Origin of the sequence: Streptomyces longhuiensis, from assembly GCF_020616555.1 — a bacterium.
GTDB lineage: Bacteria > Actinomycetota > Actinomycetes > Streptomycetales > Streptomycetaceae > Streptomyces > Streptomyces longhuiensis.
The window spans coordinates 8608786-8631293 of sequence record NZ_CP085173.1 but is presented as its reverse complement, the minus strand read 5'-3'; the positions used below and the strand labels follow the sequence as shown (position 1 = coordinate 8631293).

Sequence of the window (22508 nt, the reverse complement as noted above, 5' to 3'; positions counted from 1 at the left end):
TGATGGGCGGAGTGGCCGATCTTCGCGTGGACGGTTGGATGCCCGAGGCATCTAATGAAGATCACCAAGGAAGACTCACCGCCTGCGAGGTCACCATGACCGTGACACCCCCCACGCCGGACACCGTCGCCTTCCCCCAGGACCGCACGTGTCCCTACCACCCGCCGGCCTCCTACGATCCGCTGCGCTCGGCGCGGCCCCTCTCCCATGTCTCGCTCTTCGACGGGCGGACCGTGTGGGTGGTCACCGGCCAGTCGGTCGCGCGCGACCTGCTCATCGACCCGCGCCTGTCCACCGACCGGGAGAACCGCGCCTTCCCGATGCCCACGGAGCGCTTCGCCCTCTCACGCAAACGGCGCATCGCCCTGCTCGGGGTCGACGACCCCGAGCACAACGCCCAGCGCCGCATGCTGATCCCGAGCTTCACCCTCAAGCGGATCACGGCGCTGCGGCCCCGCATCCAGGAGACCGTCGACCGGTTCCTCGACGCGATGGTCGAGCAGGGACCGCCGGCCGACCTGGTGAGCGCGTTCGCGCTGCCCGTGCCGTCGATGGTGATCTGCTCACTGCTCGGGGTGCCCTACGCCGATCACGACTTCTTCGAGGAGCAGTCACGGCGGCTGCTGCGCGGGCCGGACGTGACGGACACGGAGGCCGCGCGCGAGCAGCTCGACGCGTACCTGGGCTCGTTGATCGACCGCAAGCGGCGTGAGCCGGGTGACGGACTGCTCGACGAGCTCATCCACCGCGGGCCGGACGAGAAGGAGATCGACCGCGAGGAACTGATCAGCCTCGCCACGATCCTGCTGATCGCGGGGCACGAGACCACGGCGAACATGATCTCGCTCGGCACGTTCACCCTGCTCCGCCATCCGGACCGACTGGATGAGCTGCGCTCCGCCGACTCGCTGCTGCCCGCCGCGGTCGAGGAGCTGCTGCGCTTCCTGTCCATCGCGGACGGCATCCTGCGCGTCGCCACCGAGGACATCGAGGTCGCGGGCGAGACCATCCGGGCGGATGACGGGGTCGTCTTCTCCACCTCGCTCATCAACCGCGACGACGACAGCTTCACGGCCCCCGACTCCCTCGACTGGCACCGCCCCACGCGCCACCACCTCGCGTTCGGGTACGGAGTCCACCAGTGCCTGGGGCAGAACCTGGCACGGGCCGAGATGGAGATCGCGCTGCGGTCGCTGTTCGCGCGGCTGCCGGGGCTGCGCCTCGCGGCGCCCGCCGAGGAGATCCCGTTCAAGCCGGGCGACACGATCCAGGGCATGCTCGAACTACCGGTCGCCTGGTGACCGCCCGACCGGTCAGAACCGGACCCGGTCTTTCACGACCGACCCCTGCGAACCAAACCCTGAGAACCGAGCCCTGAAGACCCTGAAGACGGACCCCTCAGAACAAACCCCTGAAAGCCGAACCCGAGCGTGAGAGAGGCGCAGACCGTGCGGATCCGGATCGACAAGGACAGCTGTGTGGGTGCGGGCATGTGCGCGCTGACGGCGCCGAACGTGTTCACGCAGGACGACGACGGCTTCAGCGAGGTGCTGGAGGGCCGCGACGACGGCGCCGGTGACCCGCTGGCGCGGGAGGCGGCCCGCGCCTGTCCGGTGCGGGCCATCACCGTCACCGACGGCTGAGGTCCGCGGCTCAGGCGGGCGGTACGACGGCCACCGGGCACGGCGCGTGGTGCATCACGGCATGCGCGACGGACCCGATGCGGGACCCGACGGCCGAGCGTCGGGCGCGGCGGCCCACGACCACCAGCTGGGCCCCCGCACCCGACGCGAGGAGGACCTGGCCGGCGCTGCCGATCTCGACGTGCTCCACCACCGGCACGTCGGGATACCGCGCGCGCAGCGGCGCGAGCGCCTCGCCGAGCGCCTTCCTCTCGTACGGCTCCATGCCGCCTGCCTCGTCGAGCAGCTTCAACGAGGCGGGGCTGTACGCGTACAGGGCCGGGAGAGTCCACGCGCGGACGACCTTGAGGGTCGCGCCGCGTGCGGACGCGGTGGCGAAGGCGAACTCGAGGACCGCGCGGCTGTCCTCGGGCGCCCCCTCCTGGCCGACGACGATCTCGCGACCCGCCGCCTCCGGTTCGGTGCGGTCACCGGCCCTCACCAGGACGACGGGCCGCGCCGACTCGGCGATGACCTGCTGCCCGACCGACCCGACGAGGAAGCCGACGAGCGCGCCGTGTCCCCGCGAGCCGAGGACGAGGAACTCCGCGTCCGTGGCGGCGCCGACGAGTGCGGGAACGGCTGCGTCGGACGGGGACTCGACCGACACCGGCAGCCCGGGGTGACCGCTCGCCACGGCGCGCCCGGCCTCATCGGCCACACTTCTGGCCCAGTCGGCCTGCGCCGCGGCATCGGGCGCGGACGCCGCCACGTCCGGCAGCGGGGACCAGGCGTGCAGCAGGCGCAGCCCGTACCCGCGGCGGACCGCTTCGCGCGCCGCCCATGCCGCGGCGGCCGCGCTCTCCGGCGATCCGTCCACGCCCGCGGTGATCCAGCGGTCCATGCGCCTGCCTCTCCGTCACTGATCAGGTCCCGACCAGTGTGCGTCAGCGAGGCGGACAACACGCCAGAACGGCCTTGGGCCTCTCGGCCGGATCAGGCTGTGCTGCCTGTCGCGCCGGTGGGTGCCGCGGCCACGTCGCCGAGGAACTGCGACCAGCCACCCGTGGGTGCCTCTCCGACCTCCAGTGAGCGGAGCCGGTCGAGCACGTTCGGGTCCTGGACGTCCAGCCAGTCGACGAACTGCCGGAAGGAGACGAGACGTACGTCCTTCTTGCCGGCGATCTCCTTGAACGCTGCCTCGACGGCGTCCATGTAGATCCCGCCGTTCCAGTCCTCGAAGTGGTTGCCGATGAAGAACGGCGCGCGGTTCGTCTCGTACGTCCTGTTGAATCCTGCGAGGTAGGACTCGGTGGCCTGTTGGCGCCAGGCCGGGTAGTTGTAGGACGGCCCTCGCGTGGAATTCTTCGACTGGTTGGCCAGGATGTTGTAGTCCATCGAGAGGACCTCGAATTTGTGGCCGGGGAACGGGATGGCCTGGAGCGGCAGGTCCCACAGTCCCTGTCGCTTCTCGGGCCAGCGCTGGACACCGCCGGGCGATGAGGCGTCGTAGCGCCAGCCCAGCTCGCGGGCGACGGGCAACAGGTTGTCCTGGCCGAGCAGACAGGGTGTGCGGCCGCCGATGAGTTCCTTGTCGTAGTCGAACGGCAGGGGGTCGTCCTCGTGCCAACCCGTGTTCGTACGCCAGGTCTTGACGAACACGCGTGCCTGCTCGATCTCGCTGCGCCACTGCGCGGGCGTCCAGTTGGCGACGGAACCGGAGCCGGCGCAGAAGTGGCCGTTGAAGTGCGTGCCGATCTCGTGGCCGTCGAGCCAGGCCTGCCGCGTGTACTTCAGCGTCTCCTTGAGGTGCGCGTCGGTGAGGTACCCGACGTCGGAGGCGCCGACAGGGTTGTTCGGCGGGTCGTAGAGCCGCTTCTTCGACTCCGGCAGGAGGTAGAGGCCGGAGAGGAAGAACGTCATGTGGGCGCCGTGGTTCTCGGCCAGTTCGAGGAAGCGCGGGAAGAGGCCGTTGCCGACCTCGCCCGCACCGTCCCAGGAGAAGATCACGAACTGCGGAGGCGTCTGGCCGGGTTCGAGGGGGACGGGCACCGGGGGCTGCTTCGGCTGCCTGCCGGTGTACGCCGTCGAGCCGTCACCGATCAGCTGGGGCGCGGCCTTTCTCTCCGATTGGGCGCCCCGGTCGGGGTCGCGGCCGGGACCCGCGGGCGGGCGGGCCTCGTCGCTGCCCGTTCCGCATCCGGCAAGGCCCGCGGCAGCGGCGCCCAGACCGATCCCGATTCCCAGACCCACGGCTCCTCTGCGGGTGATCTCACTCATCGGCATCCCAACCCGCGTCCGCTGAGAACGCGTTGCGCAGCCCCCTGACAACACACGCACCGTAAGTCGGATAAGCACACAAATAGTGCATTTGGGTCGGCGCGGCGGGCAAAGCGCTGCCCAATGCGCCGGCCTCCAGGCCGGAGCAGGCAGTCAGGGAGGGGGTCCCGATGTCGGGTCAGCTCGCGTCGGGGTCGCCGACGACCTTCCCCGGGTTGAACAGGTCCAGCGGGTCAAGGGTGTTCTTCACCGCGCGCTGCACCGCGCAGACCTCGGGGCCGAGTTCCTGCCGCATACCGCCCCGCTTGAGCAGGCCGACGCCGTGCTCCCCGGTGACCGTGCCGCCCGCGGCGACCGCGGCGCCGAGCAGTTCCTCGAACGCGGCCTGCGCCGCGCGGCGCGCCTCGGCGTCGCCGGGCGGGGTGATCAGGAGCGGGTGGAGGTTGCCGTCCCCCGCGTGCGCGATGGTCGCGATCCGCACCCCGTGCCGCTGCCCGATCTCCTCGACGGTGGCGAGCATGGCGGGCACGGCCGAGCGGGGTACACAGATGTCCTCGGTCAGCACGGGGCCCAGACGTTCGAGGGCCGGGTAGGCGAGCCTGCGGACGTCGAACAGGGCCTCCGCCTCGACGGCGTCGGTGGACTGTTCGGCCCAGAGCGCTCCCGCGTCCGTGAACGCCTCGGCCACGGCCGCCGCCTCCGCCGCGCCCGCGTCGCCCGGCGCGTCGATCCTCGCCAGGAGCAGTGCGGCTGCGCCGGGTTCGATCCCGAGGTGCTTCCAGTCCTCGACGGCCTGCATGCAGTGCCGGTCGAGGAGTTCGAGGGCGGCGGGCTGGAGGCCGCGCCGGGTGCACAGCGCGACGGCGGCGCCCGCCGCGACGAGGCCGTCGAAGGCGCCGACGACGGTGCGGGGCTCGGCGGCGGGCGCGGGACGAAGGCGCAGCGTGATCTCGGTGATCACTCCGAAGGTGCCTTCCGAGCCGACGAACAGGCCGGTCAGGTCGTAGCCGCTGACACCCTTCGTGGTGCGCCGGCCGAACCGTACGCGGCTGCCGTACTCGCCCGCGGGCCCGCCCATCACGGCTTCGAGGCCGAGGACGTAGTCGCGGGTGACGCCGTACTTGAGGCAGCACAGGCCGCCGGCGTTCGTGGAGACGTTGCCGCCGATGGTCGACCAAGGGGCGCTGGCCGGGTCCGGCGGGTACCAGAGGCCGTGCTCGGCGACGGCCGCCTTCAGGTCGTTGTTGACGACGCCGGGCTGCACGACGGCGAGCAGGTTCTCGGTGTCGATCTCCAGGATGCGGTTCATCCGCGAGAGGTCGAGGACCAGGCAGCCGTCGGTGGCGTTCGCGCCGCCCGAGAGCCCGGTGCCCGCGCCGCGGGTCACGACGGGCACGGACAGCGCGGCACAGGCGCGCACCACCTGCTGCACTTCGCCGGCGTCCGTCACCCGGACCGCCGCGAGCGCCCGGCCCACCGGCGCCCACTCCGCGTCGTCGTGGCTGAGCCCGGACAGCACGTCGCCGTCCTCGATCAGGGTGAGGCCCGGCAGCGCCTTGGCCAGGTCGTTCAGAAGGTCGCGGTCGGGTGCCGTGTCGATGTCGTCGTCTCCTCGCGCGAGAACCGTTCGATTACGGTCGCAGTCTAAAGACGGCCTTGATCCACTTTCCGACCGGCACCCGCTCCACGATGACCTCGGTGGCGAGGGCGTGGACGATCTCGAGACCGTGCCCGCCGATGCGCGCGGGGTCCTTGACGAAGCGGCGGGGCACGGCGTCGCTGCTGTCGTAAACGGTGACGGACACCTGGTCCTTCGATCCCTCGAGATCGAGGACGTACGGACCGTGGCTGTGGCGGTCTGCGTTGGTGACGAGCTCGCTGACCAGGAGCAGCAGATCACCGCGGGACCTGGCGTCGATCAGGGCGCACCACTCGGACCGCAGCTGTTCGAGGAACACCTCGGCGAAGGCGCGCGCGTCTGCGATGCAGCCAGGCTCTCCGGTGTACTGCGTCGTCCGGCGCAGCGGCTCGGCGCGGTCGGCAGCACCGGTCGGCATCAAGACTCCGTCCAGGTACTCGGTCATGCGGTTCTCTCAATGGGATCGATCGGCACAGTAACTCCCCTGCAGACCTCCTGATACCCAGTGGCGCGTGCGGCAGTCATAACCGGCCGGAACGGGCGGCAGGACATGCCGCCCGCTCCGGTCCGGTCACGCGGTGCGTGAGGTCAGCAGCTCATTTTCCACGTATGCGAGTCGCCGCTGTCGTTGCCCCAGCCGTCGGAGGCGATCTCCTGGCCCGGGGCGAGGCAGACAGTGCCGAGACCGATGAGGCCCGGGTTCTCGTAGACCTGCACGTGGTCCTTGATACCGGGGCCCGAAATGCCATGGTTCGCCCAGGAGGAGTCCTGGTCCTGGATGGGGTCCTCCCAGTCGTGGTCGTCGCCCGACCAATTGGTGCGCTGACCGCCGAAGTCCGCGTCCGTCCAGGCACAGAACTGGCCGCTGGGGCACGAGGCGCCGAAGGCGGAGGACGAGGTGGCGACGGCGCCGCCGAAGGCGAGGGCGACGGCCGCGAGGAGCGCGGCGGAGTTCTTGATGATCACTGTGTCTCTTCCTCTTGCTGCTGAATCGACTGTTGCTGGGGCTGCTGTTTCTGGTGGGTGAGGAGGTCCCTCGCGCGGTTCAGGGCGTGCTCCCGGAGGCGCCGCCAGTCCGCGAATTCGGCGCGGTGTCCGGCCCGTACCGAGGTGAGGCTGGTCTTGCGGTAGGCCGCTTCGGGCTTGAGGTTGTTGACGACGGTCGAGACCTCGAACCATCGGCGCTGGTCGCCGTAGAGCGCGCGCTGCGCCGAGGCCAGGCAGCCGTCGGTGTGGGCGCGCACGGAGTATCCGGTCGGCAGCCGCAGGGAGAGTTCCGTGCGTCCGGCGCCGAAGAGGGCGTCGGACAGGTGTTCCTCCTGGACCTGGGTGCCGGGCCGTCTGCCAGGGCGCGGCGGGGTGATTCCCTGCGCGGTGAGGCAGCGGTCGGTCAGGAGCTGGGTGGCGGCCTTGACGGTGTCGTCCGGGGATAGTGCGGGCCCGGGGTCCGGGGCCGCGCAGCCGGTGACGAGCAGCCCCGCCAGGGACAGCGGGCCGAGCGCGGTGAGCGCCGGGAACGGCCGGCCCCAGGGGCGCGGTCGGTGGGTCATCGGCGGATCAGCCCGCTTCGCATCCCATCTTGTTGTCGCTGACGCCGTCGAACTTGGTGGCCCACGCCTCCCAGTTCTCGTCGTAGTCGTCCTTGCGGATCTCGCGGTAGAGGCAGCTGTTCCCCGGCCCGTAGCTGATCGCATAGACCGTGCCGTCGACGCGGGAGTCGAAGGAGTAGGCGTGGCGCTGGGTGCCGTTCTCCGCCTCGGCGTAGCCGGGTGGCGCGTAACACCAGGCCTGGCCGTGCTGGCCCGGCTCGGTCCAGAAGCAGACCTGTCCCGGGCCCGCGGCCCGCACGGCACCGGCCGGCGCGGTGGCGACGGCGGTCGGGGCGGCGAGGGTCAGCGCGGCGGCGACGCCGGCGAGAGCGGTGGTGAGCAAGGTGGTGCTGCGATGCATTCGAGCGGCTCCGAAAGTGTGGTGACGACGCTGTGCATGACCACAATCCCCCGGCGTTTGCGCAGGTAAGCGCGCCGCCACCCGTACCGGCTACTAGTCATATCGGCGCCGCGTCGATCACGGGTGAGGAACGAGCGCGGCGCTTGACGCGCGGGCGCGCTGCATCCGCAGGGCGTCGACCGACTCGGCGAGGAACTCGTATTCCGTGGTGTCGTCGCGAGCGATCAGCCGGACCAGTTTCCCGTCGGCGAGTTCCTCGGCCACTTGTTCCTGCCGCTCGATATCGCCGCACCAGTCGCGCAGCGCGCCCGGCACATCGGGGACGGTGTCGGTGACCGGGACAATGGCACCCTCGGGGAAATATGGATTGCCGGGGCGCGGATCGAGCCGTTCGGCTATCCAGGAAGCGCGGTCGCGCAGCCACCACATCGCGAGCGGAAGAGTGGGCGCGCGGTACGTTCCGAGCGGTACGCCGACGCGCTGACCGCCGCAGATTCCGTACGCGGTGACATGGCACAGAAATTCCTCGTGCACGTTCTCCCCCGTCGCGTCGTTCGCCGCCCTGCGGGCCTCACTTTCATTCCGTGCGATGTGCGTGATCGGTGCGGGTGCGCCGGGCCGGACCGGCGAAGTGATCTATTGGTCGGGCATCATTCAACTTCCTCAGAAGACGAGTATCGACACTTCCGACGCGCTGTCACCATGCCTTTCTGGCCAGTCTCCTGGCATATTCAGGGTGCCGAATGGCCGGAATGGAACGGGTGCGCGGGTGTGAAATCCGCGCTGTCGAGGAAGCAGCACGTCATGCACTCCAAGGACGTTCTCACCGACGCGTTCGGACGGATCCACGAAACGGTTCACTCGGCGGTGGAAGATCTTTCCGCCGAGGAACTCAACACCCGGCTCAATGACGACTCGAACTCGATCGCGTGGCTGATCTGGCACCTCACACGCGTGCAGGACGATCACCTCTCCGACGCCTTCCGCACCGATCAGGTCTGGCTGTCCGACGGCTGGGCCGACCGTCTCGATCTCGCCCTGCCACCCTCCGACACGGGGTACGGCCACGGCGACAAGCAGGTGGCCAAGGTGCAGGTCCCGTCGGTCGATCTGCTCCTCGGCTACTTCGACGCCGTGCACGAGCGCACCCTCGCCCACGTGGCAGGACTGAGCGACGCGGACCTGGACCAGGTGATCGACGACACCTGGTCGCCACCGGTCACGCTGGGCGTGCGACTGGTGAGCGTCATCTCGGACGATCTCCAGCACGCGGGGCAGGCCGCCTTTGTGCGCGGAATTCTCGAGCGCCTCTGAGACCCGGCGCGCGCCCCGTGTGAATCGGGCGCACCCAGTCACTGTGTTCGCACGCTTCCAGCCATCGGAACGACGCAGTCCACTACGAGAAGAACCCCGCACAGGATTGACGGCTCCTGCGCGGAGGGGCCGCCGGCCACTCCCTACCCACGCCCAGGCCGGCGGCCCCGTTCACTCACTTCCCGGTGTCAGCTCCCGAGCCGCTCCTCGAGCCGGATCGTGACGCGGTCCCCCGCCTCCTTGCCGATCGCCTTGCGTACGTCGGCCTTGACGGGCAGCTTGTGCCTCCCGTCCCCCAGCGCCATGAACGAGCTCCGGAACGGATGGCCGTCGACCGTGCCCCTGACCTTGACCAGGCCGCGCGTCCCGAAGAAGGCGGCCGATTCGGGCCACACGACATAGGTCCAACCGCCTTCGTTCGGGCTCTTCTCCAGAACGGCGCTGAACTCCTCGTTCAGGGTGCTGGACGTGCTCATCTCTGCCTCCTCGGGGGACCTCCGTCATCACTGAAGACCTTCCGTGCGCGCGGAACTCATCGCACCGGGAGCACTCCGACAGCCCTCCCGGGCACGGTCGAGGTCTTGACAACTCGATTGGTCTGGACCAGCTTTGGGCCCTACAGCGGTGGCCACCGTTCACTCCCGCCCCCTTCACTCCCCACCGGAGGCAGTAAGTGGACCGTGCACGCAGATGGATCAAGGGCGCACTGGCCGTCACCGCGGCCGCGGCGCTCGGCGTCACCGCTCTGGCGACCACGGCGCAGGCCGCCGACATCAACGTCGCCAAGAACGCCGGGTTCGAATCGGACCTGAGCAACTGGACGTGCTCCGCCGGCACCGGTTCCGTGGTCGGCTCCCCCGTGCACGGCGGCGCCAAGGCGCTCAAGGGCACACCGACCGCACAGGACACCGCCCAGTGTTCCCAGGCCGTCGCGGTCAAGCCCAACTCGACGTACACGCTGAGCTCCTGGGTCCAGGGCAGTTACGTGTACCTCGGCGCGAGCGGCACCGGCACGACCGACGTGTCGACGTGGACACCGGGATCCTCCGGTTGGCAGCAGCTGAGCACCACGTTCACGACCGGGGCGAACACGACGTCCGTGACCGTCTACACGCACGGCTGGTACGGGCAGGGCGCGTACTACGCCGACGACGTGAGCGTGCTCGGTCCCGACGGCGGCGGTGGCGGCGGCGATCCCGTCGTCGTTCCGGCGGTCCCCGCGGGACTCGCGGCGGGCACCGCGACGTCCTCCTCCGTCGACCTCTCCTGGAACGCGGTCTCCGGCGCCACCGGCTACAACGTGTACCGCGACGGCTCGAAGGTCGCCTCCGTCGGCGGCGCGTCCGCCACCGTCACCGGACTCGCGGCCGCCACCTCGTACAGCTTCCAGGTCAGCGCCACCAACTCGGCCGGTGAGTCCGCGAAGTCGGCGGCCGTCACCGCCAGGACCGCGACCTCCGGCGGCGGTGGCGGCGGCACCGTGCCCAAGCACGCGGTGACCGGCTACTGGCAGAACTTCAACAACGGCGCGACCGTGCAGAAGCTGCGGGACGTCCCCTCGCAGTACGACATCATCGCGGTGTCCTTCGCCGACGCCACCAGCACGCCGGGCCAGATCTCCTTCACGCTCGACCCCGCAGTCGGATACGCGTCGGCCGCCGACTTCAAGGCCGACATCGCCGCGAAGCAGGCCGCGGGCAAGTCCGTGATCCTCTCGGTCGGCGGCGAGAAGGGCAGCGTGTCCGTCAACAGCGACGCGTCGGCCACCGCGTTCGCCGACAGCGCCTACTCCCTGATGCAGCAGTACGGATTCGACGGCGTCGACATCGACCTCGAGAACGGCCTCAACTCCACCTACATGTCGAAGGCCCTGCACCAGCTCTCCGCGAAGGCCGGCGCGAAGCTGGTCCTCACGATGGCACCGCAGACCATCGACATGCAGTCCACGTCGGGTGAGTACTTCAAGACGGCGCTGAACGTGAAGGACATCCTCACGGTCGTCAACATGCAGTACTACAACAGCGGTTCGATGCTCGGCTGCGACGGCAAGGTCTACAGCCAGGGCTCGGTCGACTTCCTGACCGCGCTCGCCTGCATCCAGCTCGAGGGCGGTCTCGACCCGTCGCAGGTCGGCCTCGGCGTCCCGGCGTCGACGCGCGGAGCGGGCAGTGGCTACGTGGACCCGTCGGTCGTCAACAACGCGCTCGACTGCCTGACGCGCGGCACCGGCTGCGGCTCCTTCAAGCCCGCGAGGACCTATCCCGGTCTGCGGGGCGCGATGACCTGGTCCACGAACTGGGACGCGACGGCGGGCAACGCCTGGTCGAACAGCGTTGGCCCCAAGGTGCATTCACTCCCGTAGGCACCCCGCGGTGCGCACTGTGGCACTCAGGTCAGCAGCTGCCACAGGTGGGCGCAGGCGGCGTCCTCCGTGGGATGCCGCGTGATCGTCTCATGGGTGCCGCGCTCGTACGCCCCCGTCTCCCAGCCCCCGCCGGGGTCCTCGCGCACATAGAGGAAGTCGGTGGGGGTGGGGGACGGTTCGTGGACGCCCTCGATCCAGTAGTGGGTCGGGGGCACGGCGGCCTGCCGCAGAGCGCGCTCCAGTGCGTGCCGGTCCACGAAGCCGTCCTCCTGTGCCGATCTCGCCTACGCGGGCTCGAGGTAGTCGTGTTCCACGAGCCACTTCACGTTGAGGCGCTGCCCCTCACCGGGGTTGAGGAACACCTGGTCGAGCTTGATCTGCCGGCCGCCGCCGGGCTGCTCGAACCAGGGAGCGATCGGGCCCTGCCACACGAAGAACGGCTTGGCGACCTCGTAGACGTGATAGTCGCACGCGTAGGCGGGCTCGCGGGTGTTGAGGTTCTGCGGCGGCAGCGCGCGCTTCTTGTACGCGTCCCCGGCGGGCGCCAGGTAGGAGCCGTACTCCGAGCCGAACCGGTCGAGGGTCTGTCCGGTCCGCAGCTCCGTGGGGCGGCGGTCGACCTGGCCGTTGGTCTCGGTGAAGCCGTCGTTCGGCGGGTACTTCCAGCTGCCGGAGTCCGCCGGCCCCTCCCAGTACTTCTTCAGGAACGCCTTCGGACTGAGGGAGCCGGTGCGGTGGTAGGCCTTCAGGAGCGGGCCGACCGGGGCCTGCCACTTCTTGGGCAGGTACTTCGGTCCGAGCCGGGCGTCGCCTCGGAACTCACCCGTGCAGGGCTGGTGCTCGGCGGCAGCCGGTGCGGGCTCCGCTGCCGCTGCGGACGGCGGCGCGGTGAGCGCCACCATCGCTCCCAGGGCGGCCAGGACCAGACGTAGGGACTTCACGCGGTCGTCTCCTCGATGCTTCGACGGATCGTCAGGTCCGCATGCGCACAGTGATCATGCGGACACCCAGGGAGACTACGGTGATCTTCGGCTGTGGCGGCGACATCCGGCCATCGCGCCGTTCACCCCGCCCTGAAGACCCTGCGGCACCCCGCCGCGGAGGTCGCTCGTCGCCCCGCCACGCGGGCGGGTCAGCCCGCCATGAAGACGAGCGTGCCGTCCGGGAGCCGTGCCTCGATCCGGGCGCCGTGTTCCACGGTCCGGCTGACGGTGCAGTACTTCTCGTGGGTCAGACGCACGCCGCGGGCGAAGGCGTCGTCGGCCTGCTCGTCGCCCTCGGGCAGCTCCAGTTCGTAACTGATGCGGACCGCGCCGACGCGGCCGTCGTCCTCGGGGCGCGACACGGACTCCACGACGATGCGCAGTCCGTCGTGTTCGACGGTGCGGGCCGTGCGGTCGGTGACGAGGCCGCCGCAGCCGCCGAGCGCGGCGAGGAGCAGCTCGACCGGGGTGAACGACGGCTGCACGTCGGGGTCTTCGGCGGCGCCGATGCGGACCTCGGCGCCGCGGTCGTTGCGTGCGGTCCAGTCCCGGACGCCGTTGCGGACGGTCTCGATGCGGTAGTCGGCCATGTCGGGTGGTTCTCCCTCGCTGCGGTCGCCCGGTCCTGCTCGTCCCCGGCACCGTACGGGCGAGGGGACACGGGGCGGCGCAGGCCGGACCGTCGGGCGGGCATGAACGCCCGCTCGGTCGCGTCAGGGTGCGGGCAGGCGTCCGCCACAACGGGCGCAGTAGGCCGCCGAGGCGTCGTCGGAGACCCGGTCACAGGCGGGGCAGATCCGGCCGAGCAGGCAGGCCGGTTCGCCGCCCTCGCGGGCCGGGGGCCGCGCGATCGCCAGGCCGGGGCGCCTGCGGTGGGCGGTGAGGTAGGCGAGACCGGCGGCGCCGGCCGTCACGGAGCGTCGTTCGCCGCGCGCGATGAACACCAGGGCGCTGGGCGCGAGTTGCTCCTCTTCCCCGGCGCGCCGGAGCACCCCGTCACCTTCGAGGACGACGAGCAGGACGTCGAGGTCCGGCTCGACGTGCTCGGCGACGACGGTGCCGGGCCGCAGCCGGACGAGGTTCGCGTCGAGCTGCCGTGCCGCGCCGTCGAGCTTCCACAGGGCGCCTGTCCGGGACTCGTCCGCGGTGCGCAGCACGTCCGCAAGTGACACTCGGCCCGACGGCATGGCTCTCCTCTTTCACCGGTTGGTACGTCGTGGACTCCGCAGCCTACGGCGTGCGTGAGGGCATCCCCAACGACTGTCAACTGGCGGTTGACACCCCCCGCACTGTCAACCTACGGTTGTCACATGACGGAATCTGCGGAGCCAGTAGGCATGACCACACCTGTACGCCTCGACGACCTGATCGACGCCATCAAGAAGGTCCACACCGACGCACTCGACCAGCTCTCCGACGCTGTGATCGCCGCGGACCACCTCGGCGACGTCGCCGACCATCTGATCGGCCACTTCGTGGACCAGGCGCGCCGCTCCGGGGCGTCCTGGACCGACATCGGCAGGAGCATGGGGGTGACCCGGCAGGCCGCCCAGAAGCGGTTCGTGCCCAAGGCCTCCGGCGAGGCCGGTGACCTCGATCCCAGCTCGGGCTTCGGCCGCTACACCCCGCGGGCGCGCAACGTCGTGATGTCCGCGCAGAACGAGGCCCAGGCCGCCGGCAACGACGAGATCCGGCCCGAACACCTCGTCCTCGGCCTCCTCGCCGAGCCCGAGGGGCTCGCCGCGCAGGCCATCCGGGCGCAGGGCGTGCTCCTCGACACCGTGCGGCAGAACGCGACGGCCACACTGCCCCCGGCCGTCGCCGACGTGCCCGGCCTCGTCAAGTTCGACGCGAACGCGAAGAAGGCGCTGGAGCTGACCTTCCGCGAGGCGCTGCGCCTCGGCCACAACTACATCGGTACGGAGCACATCCTGCTGGCCCTTCTGGAGCAGGAGAACGGCTCGGGCACCCTCGCCGAGTCGGGCATCGACAAGGCCGCGTCCGAGGCGTACGTCGCGGACGCGCTGGCCGCGATCGTCAAGGAGCGGGCGAAGCGGCAGTCCTGACGGACCGTCCGCCGGTCGGGGTGTCCCGGAGTTGCCGCGGCGCTTCGGGACACCTTTGCGGTCCTGCGTCCTACGCGGCCGTGATGGGAGAATGCCCGCATGACTGAGCGCGCAGGAACCCAGGCCCGGCCGGAGGACCTCGTCGACATCGATGAACTCGTCGACGCGTATTTCACCAAGGTCCCCGACGTGGACCGCCCCGAGCAGCGCGTCGTCTTCGGCACGAGCGGGCACCGCGGCTCCAGCCTGGACGGCGCGTTCAACGAACGGCACATCGCGGCGATCACGCAGGCCATCGTCGAGTACCGCACGGGCGAGGGCATCACGGGCCCGCTGTTCATCGGGCCCGACACCCACGCCCTCTCGCGCCCCGCGCTCGACACCGCACTCGGCGTCCTCGCGGCGAACGGCGTGCGCGTCTTCGCCGACGTCCACGACGGCTACGTGCCGACCCCCGCGCTCAGCCACGCCATCCTGCGCTGGAACAGCTCCGCGTCCGAGGAGCTCGGCCAGGCGGACGGCATCGTCATCACGCCGAGCCACAACCCTCCGCGCGACGGCGGCTTCAAGTACAACCCGCCGCACGGCGGCCCCGCCGACTCCACGGCGACGTCCTGGATCGCTCGCCGCGCCAACGAGCTGCTCGCCGACGGCAATCGGGAGGTGCGCAGCACGAAGGACGTGGCTCCGGAGGCGTACGACTTCCGCGAGCGGTACGTCGAGGAGCTGAGCACCGTCATCGACACCGACGCCGTCCGGGCGTCGGGGCTGCGCATCGGCGCGGACCCGCTCGGCGGGGCGAGTGTGCACTACTGGGCGCGGATCGCCGAGATGTACGGACTCGACCTGACGGTGGTCAACCCCGAGGTGGACCCGACCTGGCGCTTCATGACGCTCGACTGGGACGGCAAGATCCGGATGGATCCCTCGTCGGCCCCCGCGATGGCGTCCGTCCTCGCGAAGCGGCACGACTACGACCTGCTGACGGGGAACGACGCGGACGCCGACCGGCACGGCATCGTCACGCCCGACGCCGGGCTCATGAACCCGAACCACTATCTCGCCGTCGCGATCCACTACCTGGCGACGCACCGCACCGGCTGGCGGTCCGACGCCGCGATCGGCAAGACGCTGGTGTCGAGCGCCGTCATCGACCGGATCGTCGCGTCCCTCGGGCGCGAGCTGCTCGAAGTCCCCGTCGGGTTCAAGTGGTTCGTGCCGGGACTCGTCGACGGATCGGTCGCCTTCGGCGGCGAGGAGAGCGCCGGCGCGAGCTTCGTGCGCAAGGACGGCGCCGTCTGGACGACCGACAAGGACGGCATCCTGCTCGCGCTGCTCGCGGCCGAGATCACCGCGGTGACCGGGAAGACCCCGTCGCAGTACTACGCCGAACTCGCCGCGGAGCACGGCTCGTCCTCGTACGCGCGCGTGGACGCGAAGGCGACCAAGCAGCAGAAGGCCCGTCTCGCCGAACTCGGCGGCGACGCGATCACTGCGGACACCCTCGCAGGCGAGACCATCACCGGACGGCTCAGCCACGCGCCGGGCAACGGCGCCGCGATCGGCGGCGTGAAGGTCACCACGGAGAACGCCTGGTTCGCCGCGCGGCCGAGCGGCACGGAGGACGTGTACAAGATCTACGCCGAGTCGTTCCTCGGCCCCGACCACCTGGCCCAGGTGCAGACGGAGGCGCAGTCGATCGTGGACGCGGCGCTCGCGGAGGAGTGACGGGACGTGGGCGGCGGCGCGCGGGTCCGCCCGGGCGCTGCCGCCCACGTCCCTTCGCCGTACGACTACTCCGCGGCCGTCACCTCGGCGAGGCCCGGTACCTCGGCGACACTGTCCAGCACGTAGGTGTGCGGGTTCAGTTCGAGCTCCGTGCGCGGGAGCTGGCCGGTGAGGACGCCGACGACAATCGCCGCGCCCGCGTGGTGCCCCGCCTGGAGGTCGACCGCGGTGTCGCCCGCGACGAGCACCTTACGGACGTCCACGACGCCGGTCTTCTCCATCGCCCGGTGGATCATGTACGGGGCGGGACGGCCGCGGACGACCTCGTCGGCGGTGACGACCGCGTCGAGGTTGCCGCCCTCACCCGTGGACCAGCCGAGCGACGCGAGCAGCGGAAGGGCGACGTCGGCGCTGAATCCGGTGGTCAGGGCGACCTTGATGCCCCGGGCCCGCAGTTCGGCGAGGGCCTTGTCCGCCCGGGCTATGGGCTGCGGCGGGACCACTTCGTAGCGCTCCTTCAGGAACGTGCGGAAGACCGCGTACTGCCGCTCGACCAGCTCCGCGTCGGGGGTGCCGCCGCCGAGTCGGACCAGCGCGTCGATGGCCTCGCGCTTGTCCGTGCCCATCCACGTCTGGAGGTCCTGCGCGTCGACCGTCACGCCGGTCGACTCGACGGCGTGGCGCAGCGCCTCGTACACCGCGCCGTGCTCCTCGATCGTGGTGCCTGCCATGTCGAAGACGGCGAGTTCAATCACTGGGGTTCTCCTCGTCAGTGCGGTACCGGCCGACGACGGTGCGTCCCTCGGCGGTGTTCTCGATGGTGAAGTTGGCGAGTGCGGGCAGATAGCGGTCGTCGGCGTACTCCAGGGGCACGCCGTCCCGCGAGAACGCCAACCGCCTTACGCGCAGCAGGGGTTCACCCGGCTCGATGCCGAGGAGCGCCGAGTCCTGCGTGTCGGCGGCGATGGCGTCGATGGTGTGGCGGGCGTGGTGCAGGTCCACGTCGCGCGCACAGAGGGCCTCGTAGATCGAGCCCGCGTCGGGGTCCATGTCGAACAGGTGCCGGCCGACGTGGAGGACGAACGTGGAGCGCTCGACCATGACCGGCACACCGTCCAGGTGACGCAGCCGGACCAGGTCGACCACGGGTTCGCCCTCGTCGAGGCCCAGCCGTGAGGCGGCCTCCGGGGAGGCCCGGCGGCGGGCGACCTCGACGGTCAGCTGCCCGGGTTCGCGGCCGATGGATCTGGCCCACTGGGTGAACGACATGAGTGACGCGAAAGGCTGCGACGGAGCCGCCCTTCTGGCGACGGGCGGCTTGCCCCGGCCGCCCACGAGATGCCCGTCCGACCGCAGTATCGACAAGGCTTGCCTGACCGGCCCCCGCGAGGTCCCGAACTCTTCGCAGAGCTGGGATTCGCTCGGTACCGGCTCGCCCTCCGGCCACTCACCGGACTCGATACGCCGCAGGAACTCGGCGCCGAGCTGCTCATGGAGCGGCACACCCTTACTTGTCTTCACAAGATGACTATGGCAGCTCGACCCGCCTCCCCTCAAGGTCCGGGCGTGGCCAGCATGGGGACACCCGGTGACATCTCAGGGTCGCCCACCCCCGTTACGGAGCACGGAAGGTAAACAGACGGAAAACTTGTACACACAAGTCTTGCCCCACGAGCCCGAAGCCTCGCACGCTGCAGTCCATGAGCATCACAACAGCGCCCTCGTCCGCCCCTTCGCCCGCCGCCGACCTCCCCAGCGGCCGCAGCGACCTGGTCATCGTCGGTGCCGGGGTCGTCGGCCTCGCCCACGCCTTCGAGGCCGCCCGGCGCGGTCTGACCGTCACGGTCGTCGAGCGCGACTGGCAGCCCGTAGGCGCTTCGGTACGCAACTTCGGGCACTGCTGCATCACGGCACAGCGCGGCGACCTGCTGGAACTCGCCTACCGTTCGCGGGCGGGGTGGCTGGAGGCCGCGAAGAGCTCGGGCCTGTGGGCCAAGGAGGCCGGCGCCCTCGTGGTGGCGAGGTCGGAGGCGGAACTGGCGGTCCTGGAGGAGCTGCGCGAGGAGCGCGGCGCGGACACCGTCCGGCTGCGGACCCGCGAGGAGGTCGCGGGCGAACTCGGCCGGGGCGCCGACGCGGGTGACATCGTGGGCGGCGCCTTCCTCCCCGACGACCTGCGCGTCAACCCCCGCGAGGCGGCACCGGACCTGGCCGCATGGCTGTCCGTACAGCCCAACGTCACCGTGGTGTGGGGCACCAACGTGAACGGCGTCGAGGAGGGCACCGTCCACACCAGCCGCGGCCCGGTCCACGGCGACCGGATCCTCGTCTGCGTGGGCCACGACCTGGACCGCCTGTACCCCACGGCGGCGGAGGAGCACGGCATCGAGCGCTGCCGCCTGACCATGGCGCGGGTCACGGCGCCCGATGCCTTCCGTACGGACGCGGCGATCCTGACCGCGACGTCCATGCTGCGCTACGACGCCTTCACGGCCATGCCGTCGGGGCGGAGGCTGCGCGAGGAGGTCACCGGTCACAGTCCCGAGCTGCTCGACGTCGTCGCGAACGTCATGTTCACCCGCCTGCCCGACGGCACGGTCCTGGTCGGGGACTCCCACGCCTACGGGCGCACCGCCACCCCGTTCGAGGACGAGCCGACAGCGCGACTGCTGCTCGACTCGGCGGCCGAGGTCCTCGGCGCCGGCGACCTGCGGGTGACGGAACGCTGGCAGGGCGTCTACGCGAGCAGCGGCCGCGGCCCGCTCCTGGTCCGCGACATGGCACCGGGCGTGCGGGCCATCTCGGTCACCTCGGGCATCGGCATGACGCTCTCGTTCGGCCTCGCCGCCGCCACGTTCGACGAGTCCCTGGCCGCCACCGCCTGACCGCCCGCCGCGGACGAGATCCCGGCCACCACCACTCCACCCCGGCACAGAGGGCGGCCCGCGCCGCGAGCACGTCTCGCGGCGCGGCGCCCGGCACTGCGTAGCACTGCGGCACGTCACCCCCCGCACTCATCGCTCACCAGGCACCGAGGACAAGGAGACCACCATGCCCGACGGCACCCGGCCAGGGGTCGCGCCCGACCCGCTCCGGTCCCCCGCGGCAGACCCCGCTTCCACCCGGCGGTCGCTGCGCTGGCGCTGGCAGATCTTCGCCGTCACCTGGATCGCGTACGCGGGCTTCTACTTCGTCCGGCAGGCGTTCTCGGTCGCCAAGCTCGGCATTCTGGACGACCCCGCGGTCAACCACACCCTCACGTCCCACACGCTCGGACTGATCGACGCCGTGTATCTCGCGGCGTACGCGGTGGGGCAGTTCGCGTGGGGCTCGTGGGCGGACCGGTTCGGGCCGCGGGTCGTCGTGATCGGCGGGATGGCGGGCGCGGTGGTCGCGTCGGCGGTCATCGGCCTGAGCACCTCGCTCGTGGTGTTCGGCGTCGCGATGGCCGTGCAGGGGCTCGCGCAGTCGACGGGCTGGGCGCCGCTGTGCAAGAACGTCACCAGTTTCGTGCCGGTGAAGGAGCGCGGCCGGATCCTCGGCCTGTGGTGCACGAACTACGCGTTCGGCGGCCTGGCGGCGCCGCCGTTCCTCGGCTGGTGGGCGTACTCGGTCTTCGACAGCTGGCACGCGGCGTTCCTGGCGGGGTCGGCGACGCTGGCCGTCGTCCTCGCGCTGTTCGTCGTCTTCCAGCGCGACGAGCCCGCGGACGTGGGTCTCCCCCGGCCGGACGCCCAGGGGACGACGGCCGAGTCCGGCGCCGCGCCCGAGCCGGCCGAGGCGCCGCCCACCTCGCGCGAGATCTACCGCGAGATCCTGCGCAACCGGATGGTCCTGACGCTCAGCGCCGCGTACTTCCTGCTCAAGCCCGCCCGGTACGCGCTCCTGCTGTGGGGCCCGGTGATCGTCAGTGAACGGCTGCCCGAGGTGGGCAAGTTGGAGGCCACGCTGATCCCGGTGGCGTTCGGCGTGGCCGGTGTGCTGGCGCCGATGACGGTCGGCTGGATCTCGGACCGTCTGTTCTCCTCCCGGCGTGTGCCGCCGTGCGTCCTCTCGCTCGGGCTGCTGATGGTGATGCTCGCGGCGTTCGTGCCGCTCACCGCGACCGGCAGCACCATGACGATGGTCGGCGTCCTGGCCGTGATCGGCTTCGGTCTCTACGCCGCCGACGCCCTGATCGCGGGCGTCGCCGCCGTCGACTCGGGAGGCATGGCCGGGGCGGGCACCGCCACCGGTTTCGTCAACGGCTGCGGCTCCGTCGGCGCGATCCTCGGCGGGCTGCTCCCGGGCTTCCTCTCGACCACCGCGCTCTTCTACGGCTTCGCCGCCGCCGCGGCACTCGCGGGAGCGGTCATGCTGCCGCACTGGAACCGGACGGCCGTGACGGCCTGAGGACCACGGGGTCCGGCCAGGGGTTGATCAAGTTTTTGCCCTTGGCCGGATCCCGCCCGTCCGGCCCGCCCGCATTCCGGCAACGACCGGCGCGCCGCCGCGATTTGCGATGGGGACCGCTCCACCCTGTCAAGCAAAGCGCGGCCGAAACCGTCGGGTCACCCGCCTCCACCGCGTTACCGGCGCGTTGACCGTACACAGCGCCATGTCACACGCTCGACATATAGGTGCTGGATACAACTGATTCGGCGCCGGAACGGCATGCAGGAGGAACGTATGTGTGGCATCACCGGCTGGGTCTCCTTCGATCGCGACCTTCGCGCTTCGTCCGACACATTGGATGCGATGACGCAGACGATGGAGTGCCGTGGTCCGGACGACCGCGGCACGTGGACGGAGGGGCCCGCGGCGCTCGGCCACCGCAGGCTCGCGATCATCGACCTGCCGGGCGGGCGTCAGCCGATGACCGCCGAGACACCGCGCGGCACCGTCGCGCTCGTGTACTCCGGCGAGACGTACAACTACACGGAACTCCGCAGCGAACTGACCGGACGCGGCCACAGGTTCACCACGGACTCCGACACCGAGGTCGTGCTGCGCGGCTACCTGGAGTGGGGCGAGGCGCTGGCCGAGCGCCTCAACGGCATGTACGCGTTCGCCGTCTGGGACGGCCGCGAGAACAAGCTCGTGATGATCAGGGACCGCATGGGCATCAAGCCCTTCTATTTCTACGAGACTCCGGACGGCGTCCTGTTCGGGTCCGAGCCCAAGGCGATCCTCGCCAATCCGCTCGCGAAGTCGCGGGTGACGCTCGACGGCCTGCGGGAGCTCTTCACCATCGTGAAGACACCGGGTCACGCGGTCTGGGACGGGATGCACGAGGTGGAGCCGGGCACCGTCGTGACCGTCGACCGCGGTGGACTGCGGCAGCGGGCGTACTGGACGCTGGAGACCCGCGCGCACACCGACGACCGCGACACGTCGATCGCGACCGTACGCTCGCTCCTCGACGACATCGTGCGGCGCCAGCTCGTCTCCGACGTCCCGCGCTGCACGCTGCTGTCCGGCGGCCTCGACTCCTCCGCCATGACGGCGATCGCCGCGCGGCAGCTCGGCGAACAGGGCGAGACCGTACGCAGCTTCGCCGTGGACTTCGTCGGCCAGACGGAGAACTTCGTCGCCGACGAGATGCGCGGCACGCCCGACACCCCGTACGTGCACGACGTGGCGAAGGCCGCCGGCACCGACCACCGCGACATCGTCCTCGACTCGAACGAGCTGGCCGACCCGGAGGTCCGGGCCCGGGTGATCCGGGCCCGTGACATCCCCGCGGGCTTCGGCGACATGGACGCGTCGCTCTATCTGCTGTTCCGGGCGATCAGGGAGCACTCGACGGTCGCCCTGTCGGGCGAGTCCGCCGACGAGGTGTTCGGCGGCTACCTCCAGTTCTTCGACGAGGAGGCGCGCAATGCCGACACGTTCCCGTGGCTGGTGCGCATGTCCCAGCACTTCGGCGACGACTCCGACGTCCTGCGCGGCGACCTGACCGGCGCCCTCGACCTGGACGGATACGTCCGCAACAGCTACGCCGGTGCCGTGCGGGGTATCCAACGCCTGGACGGCGAGAGCGACTTCGAGTACCGGATGCGCAGGATGTGCCATCTGCACCTGACCCGGTTCGTGCGGGTCCTGCTCGACCGCAAGGACCGCGCGAGCATGGCCGTCGGTCTGGAGGTGCGGGTCCCGTTCTGCGACCACCGCCTCGTCGAGTACGTGTACAACACGCCCTGGTCGCTGAAGTCGTTCGACGGCCGGGAGAAGAGCCTGCTGCGCGAGGCGACCGCGGATGTGCTGCCGAAGTCGGTGTACGACCGGGTGAAGAGCCCGTATCCGTCGACGCAGGACCCGAAGTACGCCGTCGCGCTCCAGAACCACGCGAAGGATCTGCTCGCCCGGCCCTCGCACCGGGTGTTCGACCTGGTCGACCGGGAGCGGGTGACGCGGGCCGCGCACCGTGACGTACCGCAGATCACGCAGGCGTCCCGGCGCGGGCTCGAACGCACACTGGACCTCGCGCTCTGGCTCGACCTGTACAACCCGGAGCTGGCCCTTTCCTGAACCCGGTCCGTCCGGCGGCAGCGCCCCGGCGACAGCCGTACGCTGCCGCCG

General features: G+C 70.7%; 24 protein-coding genes. 9 read left to right on the top strand and 15 right to left on the bottom strand.

Annotated features, from left to right (window positions below; genetic code table 11):
- Positions 1-95 precede the first annotated feature (95 nt).
- Both LGI35_RS39285 and LGI35_RS39280 read left to right on the top strand, forming a co-directional pair.
- Positions 96-1301, top strand: coding sequence for a cytochrome P450 (locus LGI35_RS39285; protein ID WP_227299194.1), 1206 nt, complete (start codon positions 96-98; stop codon positions 1299-1301).
- A 147-nt stretch (positions 1302-1448) separates the two neighbouring features.
- Positions 1449-1643: a ferredoxin gene (locus LGI35_RS39280; protein ID WP_227300709.1), complete on the top strand. Its 195-nt coding sequence runs from the start codon at positions 1449-1451 to the stop codon at positions 1641-1643.
- Positions 1644-1653: 10 nt separating this feature from the next.
- Here LGI35_RS39280 and LGI35_RS39275 read toward each other — a convergent pair whose 3' ends face one another.
- The 8 genes from LGI35_RS39275 to LGI35_RS39240 all read right to left on the bottom strand — a co-directional run bounded on the left by LGI35_RS39275 (position 1654) and on the right by LGI35_RS39240 (position 8025).
- Positions 1654-2526, bottom strand: coding sequence for a universal stress protein (locus tag LGI35_RS39275; RefSeq protein ID WP_227299193.1), 873 nt, complete (start codon positions 2524-2526; stop codon positions 1654-1656).
- 92 nt (positions 2527-2618) lie between these two features.
- Positions 2619-3902, bottom strand: a complete 1284-nt coding sequence (locus LGI35_RS39270) for a polysaccharide deacetylase family protein (RefSeq protein WP_227299192.1) — start codon at positions 3900-3902, stop codon at positions 2619-2621.
- A 178-nt stretch (positions 3903-4080) separates the two neighbouring features.
- Complete coding sequence (locus LGI35_RS39265) at positions 4081-5421, bottom strand: FAD-binding oxidoreductase (protein WP_227299191.1); 1341 nt, start codon at positions 5419-5421, stop codon at positions 4081-4083.
- A gap of 112 nt (positions 5422-5533) precedes the next feature.
- On the bottom strand, positions 5534-5986 hold the full coding sequence (locus LGI35_RS39260) for an ATP-binding protein (RefSeq protein ID WP_227299190.1): 453 nt from the start codon (positions 5984-5986) through the stop codon (positions 5534-5536).
- 143 nt (positions 5987-6129) lie between these two features.
- Positions 6130-6501, bottom strand: a complete 372-nt coding sequence (locus LGI35_RS39255; RefSeq protein ID WP_227300708.1) for a peptidase inhibitor family I36 protein — start codon at positions 6499-6501, stop codon at positions 6130-6132.
- A 2-nt stretch (positions 6502-6503) separates the two neighbouring features.
- The gene (locus LGI35_RS39250; protein WP_227299189.1) at positions 6504-7091 is read right to left on the bottom strand and encodes a hypothetical protein; all 588 of its coding nucleotides are present in this window, start codon (positions 7089-7091) and stop codon (positions 6504-6506) included.
- A 7-nt stretch (positions 7092-7098) separates the two neighbouring features.
- Positions 7099-7491 (bottom strand): hypothetical protein, encoded by a 393-nt coding sequence (locus LGI35_RS39245; RefSeq protein ID WP_227299188.1) that lies wholly within the window; start codon positions 7489-7491, stop codon positions 7099-7101.
- A 117-nt stretch (positions 7492-7608) separates the two neighbouring features.
- Positions 7609-8025: a hypothetical protein gene (locus tag LGI35_RS39240; RefSeq protein WP_227299187.1), complete on the bottom strand. Its 417-nt coding sequence runs from the start codon at positions 8023-8025 to the stop codon at positions 7609-7611.
- Positions 8026-8295: 270 nt separating this feature from the next.
- On the opposite strand from LGI35_RS39240, the gene LGI35_RS39235 reads away from it, so the two are divergent.
- Complete coding sequence (locus tag LGI35_RS39235) at positions 8296-8805, top strand: mycothiol transferase (RefSeq protein ID WP_227299186.1); 510 nt, start codon at positions 8296-8298, stop codon at positions 8803-8805.
- 188 nt (positions 8806-8993) lie between these two features.
- Here LGI35_RS39235 and LGI35_RS39230 read toward each other — a convergent pair whose 3' ends face one another.
- Positions 8994-9281, bottom strand: a complete 288-nt coding sequence (locus tag LGI35_RS39230) for a DUF1905 domain-containing protein (RefSeq protein WP_227299185.1) — start codon at positions 9279-9281, stop codon at positions 8994-8996.
- Positions 9282-9478: 197 nt separating this feature from the next.
- Here LGI35_RS39230 and LGI35_RS39225 point away from each other — a divergent pair, with 197 nt between their 5' ends.
- Complete coding sequence (locus LGI35_RS39225) at positions 9479-11167, top strand: chitinase (RefSeq protein ID WP_341483473.1); 1689 nt, start codon at positions 9479-9481, stop codon at positions 11165-11167.
- A gap of 26 nt (positions 11168-11193) precedes the next feature.
- Here LGI35_RS39225 and LGI35_RS39220 read toward each other — a convergent pair whose 3' ends face one another.
- The 4 genes from LGI35_RS39220 to LGI35_RS39205 all read right to left on the bottom strand — a co-directional run bounded on the left by LGI35_RS39220 (position 11194) and on the right by LGI35_RS39205 (position 13340).
- Entirely contained in the window at positions 11194-11427 is a 234-nt protein-coding gene (locus LGI35_RS39220; RefSeq protein WP_227299184.1) for a hypothetical protein, read from the bottom strand.
- Between the two features lie 27 nt (positions 11428-11454).
- On the bottom strand, positions 11455-12111 hold the full coding sequence (locus tag LGI35_RS39215; protein ID WP_376223447.1) for a TNT domain-containing protein: 657 nt from the start codon (positions 12109-12111) through the stop codon (positions 11455-11457).
- A gap of 191 nt (positions 12112-12302) precedes the next feature.
- Positions 12303-12743 (bottom strand): OsmC family protein, encoded by a 441-nt coding sequence (locus tag LGI35_RS39210; RefSeq protein ID WP_227299183.1) that lies wholly within the window; start codon positions 12741-12743, stop codon positions 12303-12305.
- A gap of 123 nt (positions 12744-12866) precedes the next feature.
- Positions 12867-13340, bottom strand: coding sequence for a cupin domain-containing protein (locus LGI35_RS39205; RefSeq protein WP_227299182.1), 474 nt, complete (start codon positions 13338-13340; stop codon positions 12867-12869).
- Positions 13341-13490: 150 nt separating this feature from the next.
- Here LGI35_RS39205 and LGI35_RS39200 point away from each other — a divergent pair, with 150 nt between their 5' ends.
- Positions 13491-14219 carry a Clp protease N-terminal domain-containing protein gene (locus tag LGI35_RS39200; protein WP_227299181.1) on the top strand — a complete coding sequence of 243 codons (729 nt, stop codon included), beginning with the start codon at positions 13491-13493 and terminating at the stop codon, positions 14217-14219.
- Between the two features lie 99 nt (positions 14220-14318).
- Entirely contained in the window at positions 14319-15947 is a 1629-nt protein-coding gene (pgm, locus tag LGI35_RS39195; protein WP_227299180.1) for a phosphoglucomutase (alpha-D-glucose-1,6-bisphosphate-dependent), read from the top strand.
- Positions 15948-16012: 65 nt separating this feature from the next.
- Here the strand turns inward: pgm and LGI35_RS39190 are convergent, their stop codons facing one another.
- Positions 16013-16702 carry a phosphonatase-like hydrolase gene (locus LGI35_RS39190; RefSeq protein WP_227299179.1) on the bottom strand — a complete coding sequence of 230 codons (690 nt, stop codon included), beginning with the start codon at positions 16700-16702 and terminating at the stop codon, positions 16013-16015.
- Positions 16695-17468, bottom strand: coding sequence for a GntR family transcriptional regulator (locus tag LGI35_RS39185; RefSeq protein ID WP_227299178.1), 774 nt, complete (start codon positions 17466-17468; stop codon positions 16695-16697). Before LGI35_RS39185 ends, LGI35_RS39190 begins: the two co-directional genes overlap by 8 nt.
- Positions 17469-17647: 179 nt before the next feature.
- Between LGI35_RS39185 and LGI35_RS39180 the strand changes: the two genes are divergently transcribed.
- From LGI35_RS39180 to asnB, 3 genes are all read left to right on the top strand, one after another.
- Positions 17648-18832: a TIGR03364 family FAD-dependent oxidoreductase gene (locus LGI35_RS39180; RefSeq protein ID WP_227299177.1), complete on the top strand. Its 1185-nt coding sequence runs from the start codon at positions 17648-17650 to the stop codon at positions 18830-18832.
- Between the two features lie 166 nt (positions 18833-18998).
- Positions 18999-20339 (top strand): MFS transporter, encoded by a 1341-nt coding sequence (locus LGI35_RS39175; RefSeq protein WP_227299176.1) that lies wholly within the window; start codon positions 18999-19001, stop codon positions 20337-20339.
- 276 nt (positions 20340-20615) lie between these two features.
- On the top strand, positions 20616-22457 hold the full coding sequence (asnB, locus tag LGI35_RS39170) for an asparagine synthase (glutamine-hydrolyzing) (protein ID WP_227299175.1): 1842 nt from the start codon (positions 20616-20618) through the stop codon (positions 22455-22457).
- Positions 22458-22508 lie beyond the last annotated feature (51 nt).